The following is a 13332-nucleotide window of genomic DNA, read 5'->3' as shown; positions in this document are numbered from 1 at the left end:
AATGGCACGCAGAAAGATAACAAATAGTCAAGCCGTATGTATCACCTTACTATGGGGTGTCTTATGCTACATGCTGCTTGTATACAGCGAAACGATCAATTTCGACGTCATATTTGCCCTTGTAGCCTCCGCTATCATTGTGTTCGTTCCGATCTATAAGAATTTCAAGCATAGAGATGAATAACATTTCGTCGTTTTTTCAAACTTAATATATCTAAATGATATTTTTTACGCATTTTCTCTTTCAATTATTTGCTAGTGTCAAAAATTAGCTTACCTTTGCCACGTCGTTAAACAAACGGCATACGGATAACAAAATGGTATAACATTCTAAATATAAAATTCAGTCATGAAGGCAAGTGAAGTTTTAGACAACTTGAAAAGAAGATTTCCGAACGAACCGGAATATCATCAAGCAGTATCAGAGGTTTTAGGGACTATCGAGGAAGCTTACAACGAGCATCCGGAATTTGAGAAAAGCAACTTGATCGAGCGCCTTTGTATCCCCGATCGCATTTTCTCTTTCCGTGTAACTTGGATGGACGATAAGGGACAAATCCAGACGAACATGGGTTACCGTATCCAGCACAACAACGCTATCGGCCCGTACAAAGGCGGTATCCGTTTCCACGCTTCCGTAAACCAATCGATCCTTAAGTTCTTGGCTTTTGAGCAAACGTTTAAAAATTCACTGACTACATTGCCGATGGGTGGTGGTAAAGGAGGTTCCGACTTTAGCCCGAGAGGAAAGTCAAACGCTGAGATCATGCGTTTCTGCCAAGCCTTCATCCTTGAGTTATGGCACCATATCGGTCCGGACACGGATGTTCCCGCCGGCGATATCGGTGTAGGCGGACGTGAGGTGGCTTATATGTATGGAATGTACAAGAAATTGGCTCGTGAGAATACGGGTACATTCACGGGTAAGGGTATCGAGTTCGGAGGTTCCTTGATCCGTCCGGAAGCTACAGGTTACGGAAACGTATATTTCTTGTTGCAGATGCTGAAAACCCGCAACATTGATATCAAAGACAAGGTAGTTTGTGTATCAGGTTCCGGAAACGTGGCTCAATATACGGTAGAGAAATTAATCAGTCTTGGAGCGAAAGTTGTCACGATGTCTGATTCCGACGGTTATATCTATGATCCGGATGGTATCGACCGTGAGAAACTGGATTATATCATGGAGTTGAAGAACTTGTATCGTGGCCGTATCCGTGAATACGCAGAGCAATACGGATGCAAATATGTACAAGGCGCTCGTCCTTGGGGAGAGAAATGCGACATCGCTATGCCGAGCGCAACCCAGAATGAGTTGAACGGCGACGATGCCAAGACTTTATTGGCCAACGGTTGCTTCGCCGTATCCGAGGGTGCTAACATGCCTTCTACACCAGAAGCTATCGACGCATTCCTTGAGGCCAAGATCCTTTACGCTCCGGGTAAGGCCGCTAACGCAGGTGGTGTATCCGTTTCCGGTCTTGAGATGACTCAGAACGCACAGAAGTTAAGCTGGAGCAGCGAGGAAGTAGACCAGAAACTTCAAAGCATCATGGAAAACATCCACGAGCAATGCGTAAAATACGGAAAGCAAGAGGATGGTTACGTAAACTACGTGAAAGGCGCCAACGTAGCCGGCTTCATGAAGGTAGCTAAGGCTATGATGGCACAAGGAATACTCTAGGTAATTGAAAATTGAGAATTGAAAATTAGTTAGAGAGGAGAGATTGATGATCATATAAGCGAGGGGGATAGGCTTTGAGAGGCTATTCCCCTTTCTTATTTCCGACGAAGTCCCAATTTTCAATTTTCAATTCTTAATTTTCAATTAAAAAGCGGTATCTTAGTGCCGTAAATCGATAAGTATGATAACAGAAGAACTTAGGAAGCTATACCAATCATATACCGGATCACCGGCAGAGGAAATAACGGAGTTACCGTCATCCGGCTCTAATCGCCGGTATTTCAGGATAAAAGGTCCTGAGACGTTGATTGGAGTTAGTGGCACTTCTATTGAGGAGAACGAGGCTTTTATCTATATGGCAAAACATTTCCGGGGGAAGGGCTTACCCGTACCGCAAGTATATGCCAGCTCGGACGACCATTCATTTTATATCCAAGAAGATTTAGGAGATACGCTTCTTTTCAACGCCATCGAGAAAGGCCGTAAAAGCAGTGTATTCGACGAGGAGGAACGCCGTTTATTACACAAGACGATCACCAAACTCCCCGACATCCAGTTCTTGGGGTCCGACGGTTTCGATTTCTCGTATTGCCATCCACAAGCCGAGTTCAACCAACGGTCTATCCTTTGGGACTTGAATTATTTCAAGTACTGTTTCCTAAAGGCTACCGGGATGGAGTTTCAGGAAAATCGTCTGGAGGATGATTTCTTGAAGATGAGCGACGTATTGTTACGCAGTTCATCCGCCACGTTCCTATACCGTGATTTCCAGTCACGCAATGTTATGGTAAAGGACGGAGAGCCTTGGTTCATTGATTTTCAAGGTGGACGAAAAGGCCCGGTTTATTACGACGTGGCTTCCTTCCTTTGGCAGGCGAAAGCGAAATATCCGGAGGATCTGAGGAATGAATTACTATCGGATTATATCACGGCCCTACGTAAATATATCCCGGTAGACGAGGCTTACTTCCATAGCCAGCTGCGCCATTTCGTCCTGTTTAGGACCTTGCAGGTATTGGGGGCTTATGGTTTCCGGGGGTATTTCGAGAAAAAGCCTCATTTCATCCAAAGCGTCCCGTTCGCGATCGAGAACCTGCGGCAGTTATTGAAGAATGACTATCCGGAATATCCCTATTTATGCTCCGTCCTTCGTGAGCTTACCGGGTTGAAACAATTCACGGATGATATCCAGAAACATATGCTGGAAGTAAAGGTCATGAGCTTCGCCTATAAAAAAGGAATCCCGAACGACCCTAGCGGGAACGGAGGTGGATTCGTATTCGATTGCCGTGCGATAAACAACCCCGGTAAATACGAGCGTTACAATCATTTCACCGGTTTGGATGAGCCAGTGATCCAGTTCTTGGAGGATGACGGGGAGATCACGAACTTCCTCGAGCATGTCTACCATATCGTAGACGCCTCGGTAAAACGATATATGGATCGTGGATTCACCAATTTGATGATTTGTTTCGGATGTACGGGAGGACAGCACCGTTCGGTCTATTCCGCACAGCATCTGGCGGAACATCTTAACACCAAGTTCGGAGTAAAAGTACATTTAGTACATAGAGAACAAAATATAGAACAACTCTTTAACCCTACATTATGAAAGCTATGATTTTCGCGGCCGGTACTGGTTCCAGACTGAAGCCGTTAACCGATCACACGCCAAAAGCGCTTATACCTATCGGGGGCAAACCGATGCTAGAACACGTCATACTGAAACTGAAATCCTCCGGTTTCGACCAGATCGTGATCAATATCCACCATTTAGGCAACCAGATCGTGGATTTTCTGGAGGCGAACAACAACTTCGGTGTCCGGATCGAAATCTCGGACGAGAGCGATTATCTGCTGGATACGGGAGGAGGAATCAAGAAGGCCACTTCTCTTTTATGCGGGAACGAGCCTTTCTTGATACATAATGTCGATATCTTATCGAACGTGGATCTCAAGAAACTATACGATACCCATGTACAAACGAACCCGTTGGCTACCTTACTCGTCAGCCAGCGCAATACCTCACGTTATCTATTATTTAATAAGGAGAATAGACTGTGTGGTTGGCGTAATCATGAGACCGGCGAGGTAAAATCTTACTATCCCTATTTTGACCCGGATCAACACAACGAGTACGCCTTTAGCGGAATCCACGTACTCTCGCCCAAGATATTGGAGCTGATGGAAGAATGGACCGGAAAGTTCTCTATCATTAACTTCTATCTGGCTATTTGCGCCAAAACCGATATCAGGGCTTATATGGCGGATAACCTAAAACTATTGGATATCGGCAAGCCGGAAACCTTGGCCGCCGCCGAGGAATGGCTACGACAAAACATCTAACAAAATATTTCACACATGAAAAAAACTAGTTTTATCTACTTACTCTTGTTGATCGCGCTGGGCCTCAGCTCTTGCCAGCAAGAGAAGACTTTCAAGGTTCTTCAATTCAACATCTGGCAGGAAAGCGCTGTCGTAAAAGGAGGCTTTGACGCTATCGCTGACGAGATCGTAAGAAGTAACGCCGATTTCGTTACGTTAAGCGAGGTACGTAATTATCATCAGACCCGTTTTTGCGACCGGATCGTGGAAGCGTTGCAGCAAAGAGGACAAACGTACTATTCTTTCTACACCGAGGATTCTGGTCTGTTAAGCCGCTACCCGATCACGGATAGCACGACCGTCTATCCCTTGAACGATGACAGGGGTAGTATGTACAAGGCCATTACCCACATCGGCGATGCCGAGGTAGCTCTTTACACCGCCCATCTGGATTATCGCAATTGCGCTTATTACGATGCCCGTGGATACGACGGAAATACATGGGACGAGGAACCTCCTGTCACCAATCTGGACACACTCCTATGGTTGAACGAGCAATCTGTCCGTGACGACGCTATCGCTTGCTTCCTAAAAGAGGCGAAAAAGGATCGGGAAGCCGGACGGATCGTTATCCTCGGAGGAGACTTTAACGAGCCTTCCCATCTGGACTGGACCGAGGCGACCAAAGATATGAGAGACCACCAAGGATTGGTTGTTCCTTGGCACGTATCCGTCATGCTGGAGAAAGACGGCTTCAAAGATACGTACCGTGAGATCTTCCCGAACCCTGTAACTCATCCGGGACTTACCTGCCCGGCGGACTGTAAGGATATCGCTTTAGAGAAATTGGTTTGGTCGCCGAAAGCGGACGATAGAGATCGCATCGATTTCATCCATTACGCTCCATTCGAGGGATTAACGCTTACAGATGTATGTATCATCGGTCCGAAAGGTGACATCCTCCGTGGGCAAAGAGAGACGGAAGAGACCTCCGACCCGATCATGACTCCCCTTGGAATCTGGCCTACCGATCATAAAGCGGTTCTTGCCACTTTCCACTTGAAATAAAAAATGGATTCGCGAGCCCCGTCTTACCGGCTCGTCTCGCAAATCCACAAACAACTATCTTCTCTTGAAACGCTATCTTTTTATGGTTTCAATACCACGCCAAGACTTTTCTTCCCATCCATCTTAATCGTAATCGGAGCATCAAAACGTACATGACGAAGATATTCCGTCTCCTCTACGGCAGGTTGCGCATTCAAGAACGCCTCATCGAACCAACCATCTCCCTTAAATGGATTAACCGTAAAATAACCCACTCCGAACGAAGTCAGGTTCTGGAAGAAATGGGTACCTTGACTCGGGTCTACCCGATAATTCTCCAATCCGCATTCCACGATCACCCGTGCGTTACTGATATGCGGCCATTTCACCGGAATACCCAACCAAGAGTCGCTGCTCCCCCATCGGCCGGGGCCGACTAATACGTATCCTTTCTCCTGATCGGTAAACGAGCGGTTCATCTTCTCGATCTCATAAGCGATCAACTGATTATTGGATGAATTAAAAGCGCCCGTCTTCACATAGATAATATCCTGTACGTCGCCAACGATACCATGTCCCAAAACACTGGTAGAAGAAAGGATGGTTTCCTCGTTCTTCACCAAGCTCAGATCCTCGTCCATAATCTCTTTATTATCTACGATCGGACGGATTTGCAACAGATAGAAAGTCGCCCTTGTATGATCCGACGGGTCCATGTTGACAGCGAACTCAATCTCTACCGGACGGCCCATTTCCTGCTGCCCGATCCGTAAGATCTGATCCAACGTATCCGCCAGCGGGAACACGTCATGCTGTAGGATATTCACGAAAGAAAGGATCTTACGACCGCCCGGGTAATAACCGTCACGGATAATCTGATCGTACGGATCGTATGTAGAGACAATATATTTCAAGGAGCCTTCAGCGTCAGCATCCTTCAAGCCCAGCTTCACCAAGTTAAAGGCATCATCTACCGAGAAGGCTTCCGCCATATTCTTCAAATCCAAGGCATAGAAACGAGTCTGCGTCTCCCTAAGAGCGAAATCCATCGTACTCATCTGCAAGATACTATGGGGATGTCGGGGAGAGAAACGCAAGGTTTGCCCGCCATCGACGATATATTTACCCAATCCCAAGGCGATATTCGCGATCCCATCCTCCGCCTTCTCGTTACCGATCGGATAGAAATTCAAGGAACGGGCCACGCCCGACATCGTCGGATAGAAATGATCATTATAACGGGAGCCCACCACTTCTTGCAAGACGATAGCCATCTTCTCCTGATCGATCAAGTTCGAGGTAGCCGTCATATACGCCTTACTATCCTTATAAAAGACAGAGGCATACACCGCCTTGATAGCGTCGCTCACCGTACGGAGCATATCGTATTTCTCCTCGATCTTAGGTACCATATACGTAGAATAGATCCCGGCGAAAGGTTGATAATGCGAATCTTCCAGCAGGCTGGAGGAACGCACGGCGATCGGGCTTTTCACCACATCGAAGAAAGCCATCAAGTCCTCGATTAAACGGGAGGGCAAGCTGGCCCGCAAGAAATACCGGAGGATCGTCTCGTCGTCCGCATCGCCCAGCGCTACCGGATACAACTCGTTCGTCTCCATGAACTCGTCGAAGATATCGGTACAGATCACGACCGTCTTCGGGATATTCACAGCAAAATTATCACTCTCCAGCTTAGGGTATCGCTTCACCATCGCACCGATAAAAGCAAGACCTCTACCCTTACCTCCCAGCGAACCGTCGCCGATACGGGCAAAATTACTATACTCATCAAAACGATCCTTCTGATAAACCGCCACGACACCCGTGTTCTTCATCCGGCGATATTGCACGATCAAGTCGAAAATCAATTTCCGGGCCTCATCCATATCCTTATAGTCACTCACGTCCACATGCTTCAAAACCTCGGCGGGCGGAAACATGGCACGGGAATAAAAGAAACGGGAGAAATGATTCCGGGAGAGATGGTAAACCAGCGAGTCGTCGGGAATCTGAAAGACTTTCTTTTGAAGGTCTTTCAAATCCTTGATGCGCATGATCTCCTCTTTCGTATGCGGATTCAAGATCACGAAATCGCCGAAACCGAAACGCTGCATGATCTTCTTTTTCAAATCCTGCGGATAACTCTTGGAATTCTTATCGATAAACGAGGCGTTCAGTTCCTTCGCGTACACATGGTTGCTGGCCTCCGAAGATTCCAGTACGAAAGGAATGATCAAACCCGTTTTCCGTACATACTGTCCGAACTTATAACCGGCATACGGATCTTTCACGCCATTGTGCATAAAACTCATATCCGAGATAATACCCAACATATTATCCCGATACTGATCAAAAATACGTACCGCCTCCTCGTAATTCCGGGCCAATTTGATCTTCGGACGGCCACGCATACGCAACGTACGCTGGTGATCGTTCAACGCCTCCTTCGCGAACATCTGGCTTTGCTCCAGCACGAACTTATATAAATGAGGCAAAGCGGACGAATAAAAACGAATGGAATCCTCCACCAACAAGATGATCTGTACGCCCACGCTGGCCGTATCGTCCGGAGCGTTCATCTTATCCTCGATCAACTTGATAATCGCCAGTAACAACTCCGAGTTACCCAACCAGCTGAACACATAATCGATAGCGCTCAGATCCTCGTTGGCGATCCGCTTAGACACCTCTTTCGAGAAAGGGGTCAATACAACGATCGGGATATTCGGATAATGCACCTTTATCTCGCTCGCCGCCGCGAATATATCCCGGTTATCCATATTCGGCATGCAAATGATCAATTCGAAGTTCCGGTTCTTCAACTCATTCAAAGCCTCTTCCTCGGTAGTCACCTGCGTAAACCGGGGTGGGTAACGGAGGCTTAAGGAAGTATATTCGTTAAATATCTGCTCATCTACACGCCCGTCATCTTCCAGCATGAAGGAATCATATTTCGTAGCGATAAGCAATACATTATATATACGCTTATTCATTAGATTGGCAAACGGGGTGTCTCTGAACACCAAGTCTTTTAAGTTCGGTATACCGCTCATAATAGATTCTGATAGAATTATTCGAGTCAAATGTAAGGAAAAATAATAACTATTGAAACATGAAAGTACGCATTCTGACTCTAACTGAAGATTTTTAGGCTTTCACTGATAAAAAGTAAGCGAAACTCTTGGCCATTCCAAAGAATTACCTACATTTGCCAACAGAATGTTATCCTTTTAAAGAATATAAATGCTATGAAGACTGAAGTTATTTTATCAGCGCTAGAGGCAAAACATCCGGGAGAAAAGGAGTATTTGCAAGCAGTAAAAGAAGTGCTTTTATCAATTGAGGAAGTGTACAACCAACATCCGGAATTTGAGAAAGCGAAAATCATTGAACGCCTAGTTGAGCCGGAACGTATTTTCACTTTCCGTGTGCCTTGGGTAGATGATAAAGGTGAGATACAAGTTAACTTGGGATACCGTGTTCAGTTCAACAACGCAATCGGCCCGTACAAGGGAGGTATCCGTTTCCACCCGTCCGTTAACTTGTCTATCTTGAAATTCTTAGGATTCGAGCAAACATTTAAAAACGCTTTGACAACCCTTCCGATGGGTGGTGGCAAAGGCGGTTCCGATTTCGCTCCGAGAGGAAAGAGCGACGCCGAGATCATGCGTTTCTGCCAAGCGTTTATTCTTGAATTATGGCGTAATCTTGGTCCGGACAGGGATGTTCCGGCAGGCGATATAGGTGTAGGTGGCCGTGAGGTTGGTTATATGTACGGTATGTACAAGAAATTGGCTCGCGAGAACACAGGTACGTTCACGGGTAAGGGCATGGAGTTCGGAGGTTCTATCCTTCGTCCGGAAGCTACCGGCTTCGGCGCTCTTTATTTCGTACATCAAATGTTGGAGACTCACGGAATCGATATCAAGGACAAGACGGTCGCCATCTCCGGTTTCGGCAACGTGGCTTGGGGTGCCGCTACAAAGGCAACCGAGTTGGGCGCTAAAGTGGTTACTATTTCCGGTCCTGACGGATATATCTATGATCCGGCGGGTATCTCCGGCGAGAAGATCGACTATATGTTGGAATTGCGTAATTCCGGAAATGATATCGTAGCTCCTTACGCAGACGAATTCCCGGGCTCTACCTTCTATCCCGGCAAGAAACCTTGGGAACAAAAAGTAGATATAGCGTTGCCATGCGCTACCCAGAATGAGTTGAACGAGGCTGACGCTCGTAAGTTGATCGAGAACAAGACCTTGTGCGTAGCTGAGGTTTCTAATATGGGTTGTACGGCTGAGGCTGTAGACTTGTTCATCGAGCATAAGCAGTTATTCGCTCCGGGTAAGGCTGTCAACGCCGGTGGTGTAGCTACTTCCGGATTAGAGATGACTCAGAACGCTATGCATATCTCATGGACTGCCGCCGAGGTAGACGCTAAATTACATCAGATCATGAGCGCAATCCACGAACAATGCGTAGCTCACGGTAAAGATGGCAAATATATCAATTATGTAAAAGGCGCGAATATCGCAGGCTTCATGAAAGTAGCGAAAGCTATGATGGCGCAAGGTATCGTATAAGAATAAGGTCAGTTTAGGCTAAATAAAAACATAGTTATGAATTCTTTGAACCTTAGTTATGGTTTGAGAATTTCATAACTATGTTTTTTAAGCTCATATCAGCGGACTTTCCCGGGGTTCTTAGCGATAAAATCCTTCCATCCCGTATACTTCTTTTCCGAGATCGGATTATTGGTTTGGAAATAATGACAAACAGCCGCCGCCAACCCATCCGTAGCGTCCAATTGCGGAAGCATAGACTCATCCGGTATCTTCAGATAGCGTTGTAGCATGCCGGCCACTTGTTCTTTCGCCGCATTTCCATTCCCCGTGATCGAGAGCTTGATTTTTAGAGGGGCGTACTCGAAGATCGGGATATCCCGCTCCAAGGCCGCCGCCATCGCTACTCCTTGTGCCCTTCCGAGTTTCAACATACTCTGTACGTTCTTCCCGAAGAAAGGCGCCTCGATAGCCAACTCATCCGGATGGTATTGATCGATCAAGGCCAAGACCCGTTCGAATATCTTACGCAGACGGAGATAATGATCCTCATATTTATTCAATTGCAGGATTCCCATAGCTTCCAGCTTCGGTTTATTCCCCTCGATCTTCAAGATTCCGTATCCCATCACGATCGTACCGGGGTCTATGCCTAATATAATACGGTCCTTGATCATTTAGGTAGCTCTATATCTTCCAACAGGGTAGAGAATCCTGCGATTTTCTCTTTATAACGTCCTATCAAATCTTGCTGCAAGGCTCCGCCTTCCTTACGCACCCACTCATTCAACGAATCGATATCCCTCGTATAAAACTGTACGGAAAAACTTTCACCTTCCTCATTCCGCGAATCCAAGATCCGTCTCAAATAAGGACTATAAAGGATACCGCTCTCGGAGGCTTTCGGTATATAACTATTCTTCAAATATTCCAGACACTCATCCACGATATCCTTATGGATATGAAAAGTCGTATTATAAACTATCATCTTCTTTCCTTTCTCTTGAAATTTCTTATACAAAGATAGCGCATATATCAAGAAAAGCCTTATATTTGCACATGAATTAACAAGACGGGGCATTAGCTCATCTGGCTAGAGCGACAGACTGGCAGTCTGTAGGTGATCGGTTCGAGTCCGATATGCTCCACAATTTAGCATATATCAAACATTTAGGGAATATCCAGCAACGGGTATTCCCTTTTGTCATTGATACTCTCTATGAGGCTTAGCAGGTATTGGTGTATTAGGTATCAGCCAACCTCTTGTCATAGTCACATATTCTGGGTAATCAGTTAAGACATGCGGTATTTAGTTTAAAACTCTTCTATACCCACACATTTATTTATTTTTTGTGAAGGAGGAATAACTCTTGAAACAGAAGGCTGTTGTGTATAGTTTTGCATAAAGGTTATTTTTAAGGGAAACTACAATATATTATTAATCCTAGCCCAATAAAATCAAGGCCAATTGTAATTGGTTTACAACACCTAGAAAATAATATTATGCAATGTAAAAATGAGGAAACCTTACGAGAAAAACAAGAAAGCCCCACTTTAAAATAAAGCAGGGCCAAAATTATTGTCAAACACTTCGAGCTTAAGCAAACTTAAGCGCAGTTTCATTTATCCTCTTACTCAAATCTAGCAGAGCTTCCGCAAAACGTTTACGTTCCTCTTCCGTAAATTGAGCGGGTTTACCATTAACCTTATTTCCATTTAAACGCTGGTAAAGCCAGTTCTTACTTTTTCCAAAATAAGCCTTCGCTATATAACTCAAAGAGATTGCATTCGCGATATCTCCTAATTCCAAAGCAAGTTTAACATCCTGCAATTCATTCTTAATCGCACGTAATCCTTCACGAGTAGAATCGACAAAAGCCTCACGTTCTTCCCCGGGCATTGATTCCATCTTACGGGCACGCTCTTCTTGAAACATCGCACGCTCCTCGGGAGACAGACTTTGGAACTTTTCAAAATCAGCCTGCATGTCCGCAGTTGGTAAAAATTTTGATAAGTCTCTCATAAATATATTATTTTTATCCCCCAAAAAGAGGGGTCTTGTTTATTACTCAGTTTTTTAGTTTTTCTTCGATCTCCGCAATCATATCCAAAATATCATTGATATATTGCTCGAACTCTGGATCTCCTTTTATTACTCGATTCCCTGTATGGAATTCAAAAAGCAACTTTAGGTTTTCCATTTGTTGAACGAGCTTCTCTCGCTCTTCTTTTGTCATCGACTTAAAATTTATCGTTAATACTCGTTTGGGTTGACAGCACAAATCTAATAATCCAAAGATTATTATACAAATAATCTTCGGATTATTTTCTGCAGTTTTATAGTACTAACAGATCATACCTGCACACCAACATTTGCTGAATGAATCCAGCTCTTCCCTCACTATTAGCAAGAAGGAATATAGGTCGTTATCCCTGCCTTGAATTGGTATGATAACGCTCAGAGCCGCATCTAGCATCTTATCGCCTTTACAGGATAAGGCTTGTACCCTTTTCTCCACCTCAAGGCATAATTCCACCTTGTCTGGCTCAGAACACCTTTGAAGTTTCACCATCAATTTCATAATGGCTCTACAATCGTACAATAAGGAAATTCGTTCTACAAAAGTGAATAATCCCATAAGACAAAATTTAAAGTTGCTTACCAGTTCCCTCTGGTAAGCTATTAAACACAAAAAAGGCGCAGGAACTACTGAATACTACCATCGTGAGGCTCTCGACTGCCCATCTCTAAGTAATAAACAATAGCCCTACGCCCCTATGGAGTATATTGTCCTTTCACAATGTGGAAAGGTATATAACAACATAGCGAGCGAGGACGTTCTTGCCTATTATCCTTAGAGATTGAAATTGTCGAGATTTCACGATAGGATAATATGTCAAACGCACTTCGTTAACTAAATATGTCCTCCATCAGTGACCTAACGCCTTAGGTGTGACGGACTACAATGCAAAGTTACTAAATCGTTTGAATTGGAAAGAACTTATGGCTTATTAAATGCAAGGTAAACTTAATGAATATATCTAGGGGAGGGGGTAGACATGAGGTCGTTCTTCTGTCCGGAATTAAAGGTAGGACATCTAAACTTGGAGCCCTATCGAGGAGTTAATTGTATGTAAATGGTATGTATTATCAACACAAAAAAAGGCAGCTACCATTACGATAGCTACCTTATCATGAAGAGCCGAAAGCCGGACTTGAACCGGCGACCTACGCATTACGAATGCGTTGCTCTACCAGCTGAGCTATTTCGGCAACACTCAATATAACATATTGAATTATTGACATTTACAATTCAATTCTGTTATCTTTCTGATTTTATGTAATTTCTGGTTTAAGTGTTAGTTTAAACAAATGTTAGATTAATACTATTGTTAATTATCTCATTTTCAATTCAAATATACGCAAGATCACCCAAGTAAGCAAAAATACTCTTTGTTCGCTTGGGTGATCTTTGTTTATATCCTTGCTACTGGGTGGGGGCTTTAAATAAGAAAAAGCCTATTCTGCAAGTATATACTTCAGAAACAAACCTTTCATTTTACTCTTTCATAAGTATATGTCTCTGTCCACCACGTTTCAGATCCATCCAGATTTTTAATTTCCACTTTTTTTACATAACCGTCTTCATCCAATTCGTAATGAAAGGTTAGCTCCACGTTATCATCTGGAGAAGTACCATATTCTATACA

At 44.5% G+C, this 13332-nt stretch carries 12 protein-coding genes and 2 tRNA genes; 7 read left to right on the top strand and 7 right to left on the bottom strand.

Annotated features, from left to right (window positions below):
* Position 1: 1 nt before the first annotated feature.
* The 5 genes from D7V92_RS22485 (at position 2) to D7V92_RS14065 (ending at position 5077) form a co-directional block, all read left to right on the top strand.
* Entirely contained in the window at positions 2–184 is a 183-nt protein-coding gene (locus D7V92_RS22485) for a hypothetical protein (protein ID WP_005858749.1), read from the top strand.
* 165 nt (positions 185–349) lie between these two features.
* Positions 350–1684 (top strand): NADP-specific glutamate dehydrogenase, encoded by a 1335-nt coding sequence (locus D7V92_RS14080; RefSeq protein ID WP_005858752.1) that lies wholly within the window; start codon positions 350–352, stop codon positions 1682–1684.
* A gap of 181 nt (positions 1685–1865) precedes the next feature.
* Entirely contained in the window at positions 1866–3296 is a 1431-nt protein-coding gene (locus D7V92_RS14075) for an RNase adapter RapZ (protein ID WP_005868544.1), read from the top strand.
* Entirely contained in the window at positions 3293–4030 is a 738-nt protein-coding gene (locus D7V92_RS14070) for a nucleotidyltransferase family protein (RefSeq protein WP_005858756.1), read from the top strand. Before D7V92_RS14075 ends, D7V92_RS14070 begins: the two co-directional genes overlap by 4 nt.
* Positions 4031–4045: 15 nt before the next feature.
* On the top strand, positions 4046–5077 hold the full coding sequence (locus D7V92_RS14065; protein WP_121773126.1) for an endonuclease/exonuclease/phosphatase family protein: 1032 nt from the start codon (positions 4046–4048) through the stop codon (positions 5075–5077).
* An 80-nt stretch (positions 5078–5157) separates the two neighbouring features.
* Here D7V92_RS14065 and D7V92_RS14060 read toward each other — a convergent pair whose 3' ends face one another.
* Positions 5158–8112: a PEP/pyruvate-binding domain-containing protein gene (locus D7V92_RS14060; protein ID WP_005868540.1), complete on the bottom strand. Its 2955-nt coding sequence runs from the start codon at positions 8110–8112 to the stop codon at positions 5158–5160.
* A 195-nt stretch (positions 8113–8307) separates the two neighbouring features.
* Between D7V92_RS14060 and gdhA the strand changes: the two genes are divergently transcribed.
* Positions 8308–9642 (top strand): NADP-specific glutamate dehydrogenase, encoded by a 1335-nt coding sequence (gene gdhA / locus D7V92_RS14055; protein ID WP_121773125.1) that lies wholly within the window; start codon positions 8308–8310, stop codon positions 9640–9642.
* Between the two features lie 98 nt (positions 9643–9740).
* Here gdhA and ruvC read toward each other — a convergent pair whose 3' ends face one another.
* The gene (gene ruvC / locus D7V92_RS14050; protein WP_005858764.1) at positions 9741–10298 is read right to left on the bottom strand and encodes a crossover junction endodeoxyribonuclease RuvC; all 558 of its coding nucleotides are present in this window, start codon (positions 10296–10298) and stop codon (positions 9741–9743) included.
* Positions 10295–10609 (bottom strand): DUF4286 family protein, encoded by a 315-nt coding sequence (locus tag D7V92_RS14045; RefSeq protein WP_121773179.1) that lies wholly within the window; start codon positions 10607–10609, stop codon positions 10295–10297. Before D7V92_RS14045 ends, ruvC begins: the two co-directional genes overlap by 4 nt.
* Positions 10610–10695: 86 nt before the next feature.
* Between D7V92_RS14045 and D7V92_RS14040 the strand changes: the two genes are divergently transcribed.
* Positions 10696–10769: transfer RNA gene (locus D7V92_RS14040), tRNA-Ala, on the top strand.
* Between the two features lie 449 nt (positions 10770–11218).
* Here D7V92_RS14040 and D7V92_RS14035 read toward each other — a convergent pair.
* The 4 genes from D7V92_RS14035 to D7V92_RS14025 all read right to left on the bottom strand — a co-directional run bounded on the left by D7V92_RS14035 (position 11219) and on the right by D7V92_RS14025 (position 12895).
* A complete protein-coding gene (locus D7V92_RS14035) occupies positions 11219–11644 on the bottom strand; it encodes a DUF5053 domain-containing protein (RefSeq protein ID WP_036618286.1) in 426 nt (141 codons plus the stop codon).
* 46 nt (positions 11645–11690) lie between these two features.
* Complete coding sequence (locus D7V92_RS22250; RefSeq protein ID WP_008772584.1) at positions 11691–11858, bottom strand: hypothetical protein; 168 nt, start codon at positions 11856–11858, stop codon at positions 11691–11693.
* Positions 11859–11966: 108 nt separating this feature from the next.
* Positions 11967–12260, bottom strand: coding sequence for a hypothetical protein (locus D7V92_RS14030; RefSeq protein ID WP_122377459.1), 294 nt, complete (start codon positions 12258–12260; stop codon positions 11967–11969).
* Between the two features lie 562 nt (positions 12261–12822).
* Positions 12823–12895: transfer RNA gene (locus D7V92_RS14025), tRNA-Thr, on the bottom strand.
* Between the last annotated feature and the right edge of the window lie 437 nt (positions 12896–13332).

Source organism: Parabacteroides sp. CH2-D42-20, assembly GCF_003670185.1.
GTDB classification, from domain to species: domain Bacteria; phylum Bacteroidota; class Bacteroidia; order Bacteroidales; family Tannerellaceae; genus Parabacteroides; species Parabacteroides distasonis.
Note: the sequence above shows the minus strand (reverse complement) of the source record. Positions and strands in the feature narration are given on the sequence as shown.